This is a genomic window from Streptomyces sp. RP5T, from assembly GCF_003933965.1.
In the GTDB taxonomy this organism is placed as follows: domain Bacteria; phylum Actinomycetota; class Actinomycetes; order Streptomycetales; family Streptomycetaceae; genus Streptomyces.
In genome coordinates, this window is sequence record NZ_RSAJ01000205.1 from 1 (window position 1) to 13,951 (window position 13,951).

The 13,951-nt window shown below is 68.8% G+C and carries 17 protein-coding genes, 1 tRNA gene and 1 riboswitch; of the genes, 12 read left to right on the plus strand and 6 right to left on the minus strand.

Features of this window, described 5'->3' with window-relative positions:
- Positions 1–306: 306 nt before the first annotated feature.
- Positions 307–1,059: an MBL fold metallo-hydrolase gene (locus tag EHS43_RS21660; protein ID WP_125192427.1), complete on the plus strand. Its 753-nt coding sequence runs from the start codon at positions 307–309 to the stop codon at positions 1,057–1,059.
- Between the two features lie 70 nt (positions 1,060–1,129).
- Here the strand turns inward: EHS43_RS21660 and EHS43_RS21665 are convergent, their stop codons facing one another.
- A complete protein-coding gene (locus tag EHS43_RS21665; RefSeq protein ID WP_125192428.1) occupies positions 1,130–2,380 on the minus strand; it encodes a PTS transporter subunit EIIC in 1,251 nt (416 codons plus the stop codon).
- A 264-nt stretch (positions 2,381–2,644) separates the two neighbouring features.
- On the opposite strand from EHS43_RS21665, the gene EHS43_RS21670 reads away from it, so the two are divergent.
- From EHS43_RS21670 to rdgB, 4 genes are all read left to right on the plus strand, one after another.
- Positions 2,645–2,878, plus strand: a complete 234-nt coding sequence (locus EHS43_RS21670; protein WP_007382349.1) for a glucose PTS transporter subunit EIIB — start codon at positions 2,645–2,647, stop codon at positions 2,876–2,878.
- Between the two features lie 47 nt (positions 2,879–2,925).
- Entirely contained in the window at positions 2,926–3,663 is a 738-nt protein-coding gene (rph, locus tag EHS43_RS21675; RefSeq protein WP_125192429.1) for a ribonuclease PH, read from the plus strand.
- Between the two features lie 147 nt (positions 3,664–3,810).
- On the plus strand, positions 3,811–4,215 hold the full coding sequence (locus EHS43_RS21680) for a hypothetical protein (RefSeq protein ID WP_125192430.1): 405 nt from the start codon (positions 3,811–3,813) through the stop codon (positions 4,213–4,215).
- A gap of 11 nt (positions 4,216–4,226) precedes the next feature.
- Entirely contained in the window at positions 4,227–4,829 is a 603-nt protein-coding gene (gene rdgB / locus EHS43_RS21685) for an RdgB/HAM1 family non-canonical purine NTP pyrophosphatase (protein WP_125192431.1), read from the plus strand.
- Positions 4,830–4,873: 44 nt separating this feature from the next.
- On the opposite strand, the gene EHS43_RS21690 is transcribed toward rdgB, so the two are convergent.
- The 4 genes from EHS43_RS21690 to bcp all read right to left on the minus strand — a co-directional run bounded on the left by EHS43_RS21690 (position 4,874) and on the right by bcp (position 6,876).
- Positions 4,874–4,948 (minus strand) — tRNA-Leu (locus tag EHS43_RS21690).
- A 15-nt stretch (positions 4,949–4,963) separates the two neighbouring features.
- Positions 4,964–5,623 carry an HNH endonuclease gene (locus tag EHS43_RS21695; protein WP_125192432.1) on the minus strand — a complete coding sequence of 220 codons (660 nt, stop codon included), beginning with the start codon at positions 5,621–5,623 and terminating at the stop codon, positions 4,964–4,966.
- The gene (locus EHS43_RS21700) at positions 5,620–6,270 is read right to left on the minus strand and encodes an HNH endonuclease signature motif containing protein (protein ID WP_125192433.1); all 651 of its coding nucleotides are present in this window, start codon (positions 6,268–6,270) and stop codon (positions 5,620–5,622) included. Before EHS43_RS21700 ends, EHS43_RS21695 begins: the two co-directional genes overlap by 4 nt.
- A gap of 138 nt (positions 6,271–6,408) precedes the next feature.
- Positions 6,409–6,876: a thioredoxin-dependent thiol peroxidase gene (gene bcp / locus EHS43_RS21705; RefSeq protein WP_125192434.1), complete on the minus strand. Its 468-nt coding sequence runs from the start codon at positions 6,874–6,876 to the stop codon at positions 6,409–6,411.
- 93 nt (positions 6,877–6,969) lie between these two features.
- On the opposite strand from bcp, the gene EHS43_RS21710 reads away from it, so the two are divergent.
- From EHS43_RS21710 to EHS43_RS21720, 3 genes are all read left to right on the plus strand, one after another.
- Positions 6,970–7,299 (plus strand): DUF3618 domain-containing protein, encoded by a 330-nt coding sequence (locus EHS43_RS21710; protein ID WP_125192435.1) that lies wholly within the window; start codon positions 6,970–6,972, stop codon positions 7,297–7,299.
- A 44-nt stretch (positions 7,300–7,343) separates the two neighbouring features.
- Positions 7,344–7,694, plus strand: a complete 351-nt coding sequence (locus EHS43_RS21715; RefSeq protein ID WP_037710614.1) for a co-chaperone GroES — start codon at positions 7,344–7,346, stop codon at positions 7,692–7,694.
- A 62-nt stretch (positions 7,695–7,756) separates the two neighbouring features.
- Positions 7,757–7,826: riboswitch (guanidine-III (ykkC-III) riboswitch) on the plus strand.
- A 32-nt stretch (positions 7,827–7,858) separates the two neighbouring features.
- Positions 7,859–8,179, plus strand: coding sequence for a multidrug efflux SMR transporter (locus EHS43_RS21720; protein ID WP_125192436.1), 321 nt, complete (start codon positions 7,859–7,861; stop codon positions 8,177–8,179).
- A 7-nt stretch (positions 8,180–8,186) separates the two neighbouring features.
- On the opposite strand, the gene EHS43_RS21725 is transcribed toward EHS43_RS21720, so the two are convergent.
- Positions 8,187–10,604: a transglycosylase domain-containing protein gene (locus tag EHS43_RS21725; protein ID WP_125192437.1), complete on the minus strand. Its 2,418-nt coding sequence runs from the start codon at positions 10,602–10,604 to the stop codon at positions 8,187–8,189.
- 203 nt (positions 10,605–10,807) lie between these two features.
- Between EHS43_RS21725 and EHS43_RS21730 the strand changes: the two genes are divergently transcribed.
- From EHS43_RS21730 to EHS43_RS21745, 4 genes are all read left to right on the plus strand, one after another.
- The gene (locus tag EHS43_RS21730) at positions 10,808–11,608 is read left to right on the plus strand and encodes an ABC-2 family transporter protein (RefSeq protein WP_125192440.1); all 801 of its coding nucleotides are present in this window, start codon (positions 10,808–10,810) and stop codon (positions 11,606–11,608) included.
- Complete coding sequence (locus EHS43_RS21735; RefSeq protein WP_125192438.1) at positions 11,601–12,422, plus strand: ABC transporter permease; 822 nt, start codon at positions 11,601–11,603, stop codon at positions 12,420–12,422. The genes EHS43_RS21730 and EHS43_RS21735 overlap by 8 nt, the downstream gene beginning before the upstream one ends.
- A gap of 2 nt (positions 12,423–12,424) precedes the next feature.
- Positions 12,425–13,408, plus strand: a complete 984-nt coding sequence (locus EHS43_RS21740; RefSeq protein WP_185806353.1) for an ATP-binding cassette domain-containing protein — start codon at positions 12,425–12,427, stop codon at positions 13,406–13,408.
- Between the two features lie 32 nt (positions 13,409–13,440).
- A partial coding sequence (locus tag EHS43_RS21745; protein ID WP_148104072.1) for a DUF1707 domain-containing protein occupies positions 13,441–13,951 on the plus strand: 511 nt, incomplete at its 3' end.

Sequence of the window (13,951 nt, forward strand, 5' to 3'; positions counted from 1 at the left end):
CCCGTCCACCAGCGTGGCGATCAGTGCGAGCAACACCACCGCCGCGAGCGCGAGCCACCAGGACCTGTCCATGGGGAGGACGTTACCGGCGCGCGATCTGCCCCGCGCGCCCTCTGTTCAAGCCGTTAGCGCGGTCACACTCCTGGCGCGCCCCTGGTCCAGCCGAACCGGTGACACCACAGGTGAGTTCGCCCACAACAGCCCTTGGCGGAGGAGCGACCGGAGGTTTTGCGCCTTACGCTCGACGGACCGCACGACCCCCGTCTCTTTCCCAGAAAAGTTCCCGCCAGCGGAGGTTTCTGTTTCATGAAGCTCACCGTCGTCGGCTGCTCGGGGTCGTTCCCGTCCGCGGAATCGGCCTGCTCGAGCTACCTCGTCGAGGCCGACGGCTACCGGCTGCTTCTCGACATGGGCAACGGTGCCCTGGGCGAGCTGCAGCGCCACTGCGGTCTCTACGACCTCGACGCGATCTTCCTCAGCCATCTGCACGCCGACCACTGCATCGACATGTGCGCGTACTTCGTCGCGCGCTACTACCGCCACGACGGCGGCCGCTGCGACCCCATCCCGGTCTACGGCCCCGAGGGCACCGAACACCGTCTGACCACGGCCTACGCCGACACCCCCACCGCCTCCTCCATGAGCGAGGTCTTCGACTTCCACACGGTCAAGCCGTCCACCTTCGACATCGGCCCGTTCACCGTCCACACGGAACGCGTGGCGCACCCGGTCGAGGCGTACGGCATCCGGATCGAGCACGGCGGCCGGTCGCTGACCTACTCCGGCGACACGGGGCTGAGCCCCGCCCTGACCGAACTCGCCCGCGACACCGACCTGTTCCTGTGCGAGGCCGCCTTCACGCACGGCAAGGAGGACATCCCCGACCTGCACCTCAACGGCCGCGAGGCGGGTGAGACCGCGACCCGGGCAGGCGCCCGCCGCCTGGTCCTCACCCACATCCCCCCGTGGACCGACCCCCAGGTCAACCTCGCCGACGCGCGCGCGGTCTTCGACGGCCCGGTGTCCCTGGCGACGCCGAGGGAGTCGTACGAGATCTAGCCCCTCCGACATGACGAGGCCCCCGGAGAGGTTCAGGACTCCGGGGGCCTCGCCACGTCTCGACCGGCTCTCACGCCTTGGTGAGATCCTCGACCTCCTCCTCGGGCTCGCGGCCGGGGGTGGGGAGGTTCCATTTGATGATGGCGAAGCGGAAGACCGAGTAGTAGATCGCGGCGAACACCAGGCCGATGGGGATGATCATCCAGGGCTTGGTGGCCAGGTTCCAGTTCAGCGCGTAGTCGATGAAGCCCGCGGAGAAGTTGAAGCCCGCGTGCACGCCCAGCCCCCAGGTGACGGCCATGGACACGGCGGTCAGCACCGCGTGGATCACGTAGAGGATCGGGGCGATGAACATGAACGAGAACTCGATCGGCTCGGTCACACCGGTCACGAAGGACGTCAGGGCGAGCGAGACCATCATGCCGGTCACGGCCTTGCGGCGCTCGGGCCGAGCGGTGTGCGCGATGGCCATGGCGGCGGCGGGCAGACCGAACATCATGATCGGGAAGAAGCCGGACATGAACATTCCGGCGGTCGGGTCGCCGTGCAGGAAGCGGTTGTAGTCGCCCACCCAGACATGGCCTGCGGCGTCCTTGAACTCACCGAGCTGGAACCACGCCACCGTGTTCACGAACTGGTGCATGCCGATCGGGATGAGCCCGCGGTTGATCGCGCCGAAGAGAGCGGCACCGAAGGATCCCAGGCCGGTCATCCACTCGCCGAAGTTGGTGATGGCGTCACCGATCGGCTCCCAGACCAGTCCGAAGAACACGCCGACCGCGACACCGACGAAGGCCATGATGATCGGTACCAGGCGGCGGCCGTTGAAGAAGCCGAGCCAGTCGACCAGCTTCTTGCGGTGGTAGCGCTGCCACAGGACCGCCGAGAGCAGACCCATGATGATGCCGCCGAGGACGCCGGGGTTGTTGTAGGTCGCGGCTATGTCCGCTCCCTTGGTGATCTTCGCCTCGGTGACCGGGAACGACTCCAGGACCTTGCTGTACACCAGGAAGCCCACCAGCGCGGCGAGCGCGGTCGAGCCGTCGGCCTTCTTGGCGAAGCCGATCGCCACACCGATGCAGAAGAGCATCGGGAGGGCGCCGGTGATGGCGCCGCCGGCGTTGGCGAAGACGGAGGCGACCTTGTCCCAGCCCAGGCCGTCCTTGCCGAATACGTCGTCCTGGCCGAGCCGGACCATCAGCCCCGCCGCCGGCAACACGGCGATCGGGAGCTGCAAACTGCGGCCGACCTTCTGCAGGCCCTGGAAAAGACCGGATCCCCGCTTCTTCGCGGGGGCCGCCGTCTCGGTGGCGGTGCTCATGACGCTTCCTCCATCGGGTGGTGGTCTACACCACTCAGTGGTGTAGACCTGTTGTACACGATGGGGGCGTTATAAGGAACCCGTCAATTCCGCAACCGCAGGACCGGAAGATCACGGAGCGCACGGAGGCGAAACGCGGCCCCCGAACGATCATTCCGACCGGCTGAACTCGCCAGTTGGCGACCGCCTGTCGGGTGGTGTAGACCAGTCACCGACGATTGCTGAGTGCGACGTCACCTTTCGACCGTGCAGGAGGAGAACGACATGGCCACCAAGGCAGAGAAGATCGTCGCCGGACTCGGCGGCATCGGCAACATCGACGAGATCGAGGGCTGCATCACCCGCCTGCGCACCGAGGTCCACGACGCCGCCCTCGTCGACGAGGCCGCCCTCAAGGCCGCCGGCGCCCACGGCGTCGTCAAGATGGGCACCGCGATCCAGGTCGTCATCGGCACCGACGCCGACCCGATCGCCGCCGAGATCGAGGACATGATGTGAGCTGAGCGCACCGAACGCTCACCCGGGAGGCCGATAGGCTCGTCGCCATGTCTCGAATCGACGGCCGCACCCCCGAACAACTCCGCCCGGTCACCATCGAACGCGGCTGGAGCAAGCACGCCGAGGGCTCCGTCCTCGTCTCCTTCGGCGACACGAAGGTCTTCTGCACCGCCTCCGTCACCGAAGGCGTCCCTCGCTGGCGCAAGGGCAGCGGCGAGGGCTGGGTCACCGCCGAGTACTCCATGCTGCCCCGCGCCACCAACACCCGCGGCGACCGCGAGTCCGTCCGCGGCAAGATCGGCGGCCGCACGCACGAGATCAGCCGCCTCATCGGCCGCTCCCTGCGCGCGGTGATCGACTACAAGGCGCTCGGCGAGAACACCATCGTCCTCGACTGCGACGTCCTGCAGGCCGACGGCGGCACCCGCACGGCCGCCATCACCGGCGCCTACGTCGCCCTCGCCGACGCCATCACCTGGGCCCAGGGCAAGAAGCTCGTCAAGGCCGGCCGCAGGCCGCTGACCGGAACCGTGAGCGCCGTCTCCGTGGGCATCGTCGGCGGAGTCCCCCTCCTCGACCTCCGCTACGAGGAGGACGTCAAGGCCGACACCGACATGAACGTCGTCTGCACCGGCGACGGCCGCTTCGTCGAGGTCCAGGGCACCGCCGAGGCCGAGCCCTTCGCCCGCGACGAGCTCAACTCCCTCCTCGACCTCGCGGTCCTCGGCTGCTCCGAACTCGCCGTCCTGCAGAGCAAGGCGCTCGACACGGTCCTCGAAAGGTAAAGGGACCGCCAAGAACGGCGGCCGGCAGGCGCAACCCGACCCGCCGTCCCGGCGTCTTCGGGGGTACGGGCGCCCGCTGTGCACAACGGGCGCCCGGCCAGTCAACGGGGGCCTCCTCAAGGCCTGCCTCAGGGAGGGAACAGATCCATGGCCGCCAGCCGACGCCGCCGTAGCCGCCATATCACCATCGCCGCCGCGGTGGCCGCCGCAGTCCTCACCACCGGCCTCGCCACCGGCTGCGACGCCGTCAGCAAGGCCCTGGACTGCGTCCAGACCGCCGAGGCCGTCGCCGACAGCGTCACCGACCTCCAGCAGGCCGTGGAGAACGCGTCGAACGACCCCACCCAGATCGACGAGGCCCTCGCCTCCATCGACCAGAACCTCGACGAGATCGGCGACAAGACCGACAACACCGACGTCAACAAGGCGGTCGACGACCTGAACACGGCCGTGACCAACGTCCGCACGGCGGTGAAGAACGGCGACGAGACCCCCGACCTCAGTCCCGTCACCGACGCGGCCGGCGAACTGACCAAGGTCTGCACGCCGTAATACTGGTGGGCATGACGCGCCTGATCCTCGCCACCCGCAACGCCGGCAAAATCACCGAACTCCACGACATCCTCGCCGACGCAGGTCTACCCTTCGACCTCGTCGGCGCGGACGCCTACCCCGAGATCCCCGACGTCAAGGAAACGGGCGTCACCTTCGCGGAGAACGCCCTGCTCAAGGCGCACGCATTGGCCCAGGCCACGGGCCTGCCCGCCGTCGCCGACGACTCGGGCCTCTGCGTGGACGTCCTGAACGGCGCCCCGGGCATCTTCTCGGCCCGCTGGTCGGGGACGCACGGAGACGACGCCGCGAACCTGAACCTGCTCCTGGCCCAACTCTCCGACATCGCCGAGGAGCACCGCGGGGCCCACTTCGCCTGCGCGGCGGCCCTCGCCCTGCCGGACGGCACGGAGAGGGTGGTCGAGGGCCAACTGAAGGGCATCCTCCGTCACATCCCGGCGGGCACCAACGGCTTCGGCTACGACCCGATCCTCCAGCCGGAGGGCGAGACCCGCACGTGCGCCGAGATGTCAGCACAGGAAAAGAACGCGATCAGCCACCGGGGGAAGGCGTTCCGGGCGCTGGTGCCGGTGGTTCGGGAGCTGTTGGGCTGACGTTGAAGGGCGCCTCACCTAGCGATGGGGCGCCCTTCATAAGGTGGGCCCGGTGGGACTCGAACCCACGACATACCGGATCTAAACCGGCATCCTCTTGCCAGCTGGGATACGGGCCCGCAGCGGTGCCTACTCTACTGGGAGCCGCGAGTCACTCGCCGACCTCCCCTGCACCACGTGCTGGTGATCGCGTGGCAGTTGGGGCACAGCAGCCGCAGGTTCTCCCGTCGGTCGTCGCGCCAATCGCCGTTGACGTGGTCGACCTCCAAGGTCATGGGTTTGCCCAGCCACACGGGGCCGACTCCGCACCTGGCGCATTCCTCGGGTACCCCGACCGCGTCAAGCGCCCGGCGCAGTCGCTTCGTCGCCGTCCGGTGGGTGCCCTCGTGCCGTACCAGAACGTCCTCGGGGCGCTTGGAGTTCGGCGCTGGTCTGCCCCGCTGGTGTGCCTGCCCAAGGAAGTGGTCCGTCGTGAGGTGATCGTCGGCGATCCACTTGCGCAGCTTCTGTCGCTGCGCACCGTTGTCCGTGCGGCCGAGGCGACGCAGCACCTCTGACACGGAGGTCGAGTCGGCAACCACCACGCGTAGCTCGTCGCGGGTGGGCCGCGCGGATCTGCCACAGGGTCGAAAGTGCGAAATGTCGATGTCGAAGTGAGCGAATCGCCTGGCGAGATACGTGCGCAGATAGCCGTAGGGCCGGGTGCCGAAGAGAGCGATGACCTCGTCGAGGTCGGAACACCGCGCGGCGGCTTCCGTCAGTCGCTCCCGGGTGTATTGCACGCCGCTGCTCATGAAGCCCTGCCCTTGCCGCGCCCTCGGTAACTGTCCGTCGTCGAGTGGCAGTTGGGACACAGCAGCCGCAGGTTCTCGACGCGGTTGTTCCGCCAGTTGCCGTCGATGTGGTCGACCTCAAGGGGGAGCGGCTCGCCGAGCCAGACCCCTTCGATCCCGCACATTTCGCAGCACTCCTCAACGCCCACTTCACTCATCGCACGCTTGAGGCGGGTGCTCGGTACGCGGCGTGCGTCTTTCGAGGTGTCTTCGACGAGGATCTCCTCGGCCGTCCGGCGGCGCTGGTTGTACCGCTGACTTTCCGTGCGCACCACTGGCGTGAAGTGTGAGGTGTCGATGCCGTAGGCCTTGATGCGCCGAGAGATGTTGGTGTGGTGGCCGCCGACCACCTCAAGCCCGAGTCGACGCAGGACGTCATTGACGCTCGTCGACGCCGCGACCACCGGCTGAAGGATGTCCCGTGTCCACTTGGCACCCTCCCGTTCGAAGTGCGAGACATCCACCCCGAGCTTTTTCATCCGCTCGTGGACGTACCGTCGCTTCCAGCCCTTGGGATCCACCCCCAACCTCAGACACGCCTCCGACAACGTCCGAGCCCCCCGAGCCGCCTCCTCCAGCCGCTCCCTGGTGTACACACTCGCCCCCACCGAACCCCCTCCGTTCCCGACCGCGTGTTCGCGACCTCGTACGGAGTAGCGAACCGCTTATCGGACAGTCACGCCCGAAATGTAAAGCGGCTCGTCCCGGGTGGTCCGGGGCGAGCCGATCGGCAGGAACAGGCAGGCTCAGATGTCCAGGTCCTTGATGATCTTCGCCACGTGACCCGTGGCGCGGACGTTGTACAGGGCCCGTTCGACCTTGCCCTCCTCGTCGACGACGACCGTGGAGCGGATGACGCCCATGTAGGTCTTGCCGTAGTTCTTCTTCTCGCCGTAGGCCCCGTAGGCCTCGGTCACGGTCTTGTCCGGGTCGGCGAGGAGGGTGACCTTCAGGGACTCCTTCTCGCGGAACTTCGCCAGCTTCTCCGGGCTGTCCGGGGAGATGCCGATGACGTCGTAGCCCGCGCCGGCCAGCACCTCCAGGTTGTCGGTGAAGTCGCAGGCCTGCTTCGTGCAGCCGGGGGTCAGGGCGGCCGGGTAGAAGTAGACGATGACCTTGCGGCCCTTGTGGGCGGAGAGGGACACGTCGTTGCCGTCGGCGTCGGGCAGGGTGAAGGCGGGGGCCACGTCCCCGGGCTGGAGTCGCTCGCTCATTGGGTCAGCGTAACCGGGGGTCCTGACAGTGCGGTGGCGGGCGGAACTGACAGACTGTCCAGGACAACTAGCAGCGACCCCGGAGGCTCTACCGTGGCGGACACGTCGGACACCAGGACCCCGGCGCAGATCGAGGCGGACATCAAGCGCCGCCGCGAGGTGCTGGCGGAGACGCTCGACGAGATCGGGGTGCGCGTGCACCCGAAGACGATCGTCGGCGACGCCAAGGCCAAAGTCGTCTCCAACATCGACCACACGCTCGGGCGGGCGTACGTCTCCGTGAACAAGGCGGTCACGGACGTGAAGGCCCAGTTCGTGGACGAGGAGGGCGCGCCCCGGCTGGAGCGCGTCCTGCCCGTCGCCCTCGTCGCCGTGGGACTCGTGGGGCTGCTCGCCCTGGGAACCCGGCGCCGCAAGGGCTGACCCGGCCGCGTACACGGGCGTCGAGGACAGGTAGGTTCAGTGGCGTGAGCGCCAAGAGAAACGACACCCCGAACGACAAGCTGCCCATCCGGATGCTGCACGACCGCGTGCTCGTGCGGCAGGAGAACGGTGAGGGCGAGCGGCGGTCGGGTGGCGGCATCCTCATTCCCGCCACCGCGGCCGTCGGACGCCGGCTGGCCTGGGCCGAGGTCGTCGCCGTGGGACAGAACGTACGGACCGTGGAGCCGGGGGACCGGGTGCTGTACGACCCCGAGGACCGGGCCGAGGTCGAGGTCCGCGGGACCGGGTACGTCCTCATGCGGGAGCGTGACCTGCACGCCGTGGCGGCCGACCGGTTCGAGGGGTCCGAGGACTCGACGGGCCTGTACCTCTAGAACCGGAACCTTCGGAATGACGGCTGTAAAGGGCCGGTGACCATCGTCACCGGCCCTTTTTGCCGTTCTCTTGCTATCTTCGAAGGAGCCCGACGAGACGCGCCGTACCGGGACAGGCAAAGACGACGCACCCCGTTCCGTCGTATGTCCCGGAGGTGTCCGTCATGGCCTGGGTTCTGCTCGTGGTCGCCGGTCTGCTCGAAGTCGGCTGGTCGATCGGCATGAAGTACACGGACGGGTTCACCCGGCTCGTGCCCAGCCTTCTCACCGGTGCCGGGATCGTCGCCAGCATGATCCTGCTGTCGTACGCCGCCAGGTCCCTTCCCATCGGGACGGCCTACGGCGTCTGGGTCGGGATCGGGGCGGCCGGGGCGGCGGTGCTCGGCATGGTGGTGCTGGGCGAGCCGGTCACCGCCGCGCGGATCTTCTTCGTCTGTCTGCTGCTGGTCGCCGTGGTCGGGCTGAAGGCGACCTCGGGTCACTGAGGCGCGGTCATTCCCGGCGGCTGGTGGTCAGCAGGTTCTGGCCGCCCGTCGCCCCGCCGCTCGGTGTGTCCCCGGTGGTGCCTCCGGTCGTGTCGCCCGAGGTGCCGCCGTCGGTCGTACCGCCCGAGGTGGAGGGGTCCCCGGTGGTCCCGCCGTCGGTCGTGCCCCCGTCGGTGGTCGTGCCGCCGGTGGCCCCGCCCGTGGTCGTGTCGCCCCCGGTGGTGGTGCCGCCGTTGTCCTGACCCTGGGTCTGCCCCTGGGACTGGCCCGCGGTCTGCCCCGCCGTCTGGCCCGGGGTCTCCTGGCCGCCGCTGGTGTCGCCCGTGGTGCCGCCGCCGTCCTGGCCGCCGGTGGTCGGGTCGGTGGGGGCCTGGCTGCTCGGGGCCTGCACCTCGGCGCCGTCCTGGAGCTCCAGGTCGAAGTCGGCGACCGGCTTCCCCTTGAGGGCGGCCTTGGTGTACTGCGCCCAGATCTCGGCGGGCGGCCCGCCGCCGTTGACGCGCTCCAGGCCCATCGCGCCGTACAGCGGCTTGTGCTGGGCGGTCACCGGGTCCTGGCCCATGACGGAGACGACGGTGGCCAGTTCGGGGGTGTAGCCGGCGAACCAGGCCGCCTTGTCGTCCTCCGCGGTGCCGGTCTTGCCCGCGGCGGGGCGGTCCGCGCCCTGGGCGGCGGTGGCGGTGCCGTTCTCGACGACGCTCTGCAGGACCGAGGTGGTGGTGTCGGCGGCCTCGCGGCTGACGGCCTGCTTGGTGCGCTGCTTGGGCAGCTCGACGGTCGACTCACCGTCCTTGGTGATCTTGTCGATCATCGTGTACGCGCCGTGCCGGCCGTGGTTGGCGAGGGTGGCGTAGGCCTCCGCCATGTCGAGGACGCTCGCGGTGTTCACGCCGAGCGCGATGGACGGGGAGGCGGTCAGGTCCGGGGTGTCGGAAGGGATGCCCAGGTCGATCGCGGTCTGCTTGACCTTGTCGGAGCCGACGTCGACGGCCATCTGCGCGTACACCGAGTTGACGGACTTGTCGGTGGCCGCGCGGACGGTGATCTCGCCGTAGGAGCTCTGGTCCTCGTTCTCGGGGGCGTAGGCCCCGCCGCTCCACCCCACGACCGGACGCTTGTTGGTGCCGTCGTAGTAGGTGTTGGGGGTGATGAGCCGGCCGTCCTGGGTCTCGGAGTCGTTCTGGACGGCGGCGGCGAACACGATGGGCTTGAAGATGGAGCCGACCTGGAAGTCGCCGCGGGTCGCGCCGTTCGTGTACTGCTTGACGTAGTCGATGCCGCCGTACATCGCGACGACCCTGCCGGTCTTCGGGTCGACGGAGGCGCCGCCCGCGCGGACGTAGTTGTCGACCTTGTTGTTCTTCTTGTCGAGCTTCTTCATCACCTGGTCGTCGACGGCCTTCACGAAGGCGTTCTGCTTGTTCTTGTCGAGGGTGGTGGTGATGCGGTAGCCGCCGGCCTCCAACTGGTCCTTGGTGAGGATCTTGTTGGCGATGATGTAGTCCTCGACCGCGTCCTTGATGTAGCCGCGCTGCCCGGACAGGCCGGTGGAGATGGTCTGTTCCCTCGGCATCGGGAATTTCAGGCCGGTGCGCGCCGACTGGGTCAGCCAGCCCTTCTTGACCATGCCGTCCAGGACGTAGTTCCAGCGGGCCTCGGCGGCGGGCTTGTTCCCGGGGTGGGCGACGACGTCGTACTCGCTCGGCGCGTTGACCAGCGCGGCGAGGTAGGCGGCGTGGGCCGGGTCGAGGTCGACGGCGTCCATGCCGTAGTAGGCCTGGGCGGCGGCCTGGATGCCGTAGGCGTTGCGGCCGAAGTAGCTGGTGTTGAGGTAGCCCTCCAGGATCCGGTCCTTGGACTGGGTGCGGTCCAGCTTGATCGAGATGAAGAACTCCTTCACCTTGCGGGTGACGGTCTGCTCCTGGGCCAGGTAGTAGTTCTTCACGTACTGCTGGGTGATCGTCGAGCCGGACTGCTTGCCCTTGCCGGTGGCGGTGTTCCAGCCGGCGCGGAGCATGGCCTTCGGGTCGATCGCGGACTCGGTGTAGAAGTCGCGGTCCTCGGCGGCGAGTACGGCGTGCTGGGCGTCCTTGGAGACCTGCGAGAGGGAGACGTTCTCGCGGTTGACCTCGCCGTCGCGGGCCAGTTGGCTGCCGTCGGCGTAAAGGTAGACGTTGGTCTGCTTGGTGGCGAGCGCGTTGGCCGGCGGGATCTTGACCATCGAGTAGCCGAGGAAGAACAGGCCCGCCAGGGTGACCAGTCCGAGGACGAGGGTGCCGAGCACCATGCGCCAGGTCGGGATCAGCCGTCGCCAGCCGGTGCGCCTGGGCCGCTTGGCCTTCTTCTTCCCGTCGGGCTCTTCAGCCGCCTGTGGGTCGGTCGGTGCCCAGCCCTCGGGCGTCGGCTGCTGCGGCTGGTCGCTCATCTCGTGCACGGACTCCTGTTTCGCGTCGTACGTTCCCGTACGACCTCGTACGCCTTCTGCGTCCCCTGTTGAAGACTCTCGCACCCTGCGTTCCGTTCCCGGATATGGCGCGCGTCTCGCCCGGAAAATGGGTGGCCCGCCCCGTCACCTGCGCACTAGGCTCCTGCGCTTCGGTGCCCGGCGGGCCGAGGAGGGCTGTGAAGGTGGGTTCCTGGCGGTTGTACGCGGCCGTCGCGGCAGGGGGATTCAGACGATACGCGACATATCGCGCGGCCACGTTCGCGGGGGTGTTCACCAACACCGTATTCGGTGTGATCCTCGTCTACACGTACCTCGCGCTGTGGGACGAGAAGCCCCATCTGGGGGGCTATGACCAGGCGCAGGCGGTCACCTACGTCTGGCTGGGGCAGTGCCTGTACTCGACGCTGGCCATCCAGGGCGGCGGCGCCGAGAAGGACGTGATCGAGCGGATCCGCACGGGCGAGATCGCCGTCGACCTGTACCGTCCCGCCGACCTGCAACTGTGGTGGCTGGCGAGCGACTTGGGCCGCTCGTTGTTCCAGTTGCTGGGACGCGGAGTGATCCCCTTCGTCTTCGGGGCGTTGTTCTTCCCGATGGCGCTGCCCACCGACGTCATGTCCTGGGCGGCCCTGTTCGTGGCGCTGCTGCTGGCGATGGTGGTCAGCTTCGGGATCCGCTATCTCGCGGCGCTGAGCGTGTTCTGGCTGATGGACGGCATGGGCGTCATGCAGGCCGTGATGATCACGGGCGTCTTCTGCTCGGGCATCGTGTTCCCGCTCAACGCCTTCCCCGGCGCGCTGGGCGACCTCGTGCGGGCGCTGCCGTGGTCGGCGCAGCTGCAGGTTCCGGCGGACGTGCTGATGGGGGAGGCCGACCCGCTCGGCGCGTACGCCTTCCAGGCGACCTGGGCGGTGGTGCTGCTCGGGGCCGGGCGGCTGCTCCAGTCGGCGGCGACCCGGCGGGTGGTGGTGCAGGGTGGCTGAGACGTCCCGCCTGGCCGAGGGGGTGCGGGCCTACCGGCTGATCGCCGGGATGTGGGTGCGGTCCGCCATGACCTACCGCACCTCGTTCGTCGTGACGATGTGCGGCAACCTGCTGATGACCGGCCTGGACTTCGCCGGGATCCTGCTGATGTTCTCGCAGGTCGACTCGCTGGGCGGCTGGCGCCTGCCCGAGATCGCCTTCCTCTACGGCCTCTCGGTGACCGCCTTCGGCATCGCCGACCTGGCGCTGGGCTCGATGGACGTGCTGGGCTCCCGGATCCGGGACGGCTCGTTCGACATCCTGCTGGTGCGGCCGGCGCCGGTGCTCGCGCAGATCGGCGCGGACCGTTTCGCGGTGCGCCGCCTGGGCCGGATCACCCAGGGCACGGTGGTGCTGGTGTGGGCGCTGGCCTCGGTGGACGTCGACTGGAGTGCGGCGAAGGTGCTGCTGGTGCCGGTGATGGTGATCAGCGGCGCGGCGATCTTCTCCGCGGTGTTCGTGGCGGGCGCGGCCTTCCAGATCTTCGCGCAGGACGCCTCCGAGGTGCAGAACGCGTTCACGTACGGCGGTACGACCCTGCTCCAGTATCCGCCGACGGTGTTCGGCAAGGACCTGGTGCGCGGGGTGACGTTCATGCTGCCGCTCGCCTTCGTCAACTGGGTGCCGGCCTCCTATGTGTTGGGGCGGCCGTACCCGCTGGACCTGCCGCAGTGGGCGGCCTTCGCGCCGCCGCTGGTGGCGGTGGGGTGCGGTGCGCTGGCCGGGCTCGCGTGGCGCGCGGGGCTCGGGTCGTATCGGAGTACGGGGAGTTAGAGGTGGACGTGGCGGTGGACGCCTTCATCGAACTGGACCGCGTCGAGAAGGTCTTCGACGTGCGCAAGAAGACCGGGTTCCTGAAACGGGAGCGGCGCCAGGTGCGGGCGGTCGACTCGATCTCCTTCACCGTGGCGCGCGGCGAGATGGTCGGGTACATCGGCCCGAACGGCGCCGGCAAGTCGACGACGATCAAGATGCTGACGGGCATCCTGACCCCGTCCGGCGGCCGGCTGCGGGTGGCCGGCATCGACCCGTCCCGCGAGCGCACCCGCCTGGCCCACCGCATCGGGGTCGTCTTCGGCCAGCGGACCACGCTGTGGTGGGACCTCCCGCTGATCGACTCCTATCAGCTGATGCACCGCATGTACCGCATCCCGGACGCCCGTTACCGCGAGAACCTCGACCGCTGCGTCGAACTCCTCGAACTGGGAGCCCTGTTGGACGTCCCGGTGCGGCAGTTGTCCCTGGGCCAGCGCATGCGGGGCGACATCGCGGCGGCCCTGCTGCACGACCCCGAGGTGCTGTACCTGGACGAGCCGACCATCGGGCTCGACGTCATCTCCAAGGCCAAGGTGCGGGGATTCCTGCGGGAGTTGAACGCCGAGCGCGGCACCACGGTCCTGCTGACCACGCACGACCTCCAGGACATCGAGCAGCTCTGCTCCCGCGTGATGGTCATCGACCACGGCCGCCTGATGTACGACGGTCCCCTCGCCGGCCTGCACGAGGTGGGCGAGAGCGAGCGCACGCTGGTGGTGGACCTGGAGCGGGAGCTGGAGCCGATCGAGGCGGCGCCCGCGCGCGTGGTGAAGGTGGAGGGGCCCCGGCAGTGGCTGGCGTTCCCGGCGGCCGAGTCGGCGGCGGCCCTGGTCGCGCGGATCGCGGCGGAGTATCCGCTGGTGGACCTGTCGGTGCGGGAGCCGGACATCGAGGCGGTGATCGCCAAGATGTACGCGGGAGAAGCGGAGAAAGCGGTGTCGTAGCCGTGGAGCGAGGTACCTCGTAGGCTGCTCGTATGACGGAGGATCTCCCGGAGCTGCGTGCTGCCGACGCCGATCGTGAGCGAGTCGCCGAGGTCCTGCGGGACGCCCTCGCGGAGGGGCGGCTCGACATGGAGGAGTTCGAGGAGCGGCTGGACGCCACGTACAAGGCGCGGACGTACGGCGAACTCGCCCCGATCACCCGGGACCTGCCGGCTGGGCCGGTGACCGCCGGCAAGGTCGACATGCGCAAGCGGCCCGAGCCGGACGGGAGTTGGGCGTCCCGGATCGTCGGCGGCGAGGGCTCCTCGACCTGGGCTGTCGCCGTGATGTCCGGGTTCCAGCGCAGGGGGCGGTGGACCGTGCCCCGGCGCTTCAACTGCTTCGCCTTCTGGGGCGGCGGCGAGATCGATCTGCGGGAGGCGAACTTCGCCGCCGGCGAGGTCGTGATCAACTGTGTCGCGATCATGGGCGGGGTGCAGGTGATCGTGCCGCCCGGCGTCGAGGTCGTGGTGCGCGGGATCGGGATCATGGGCGGGTTCGACC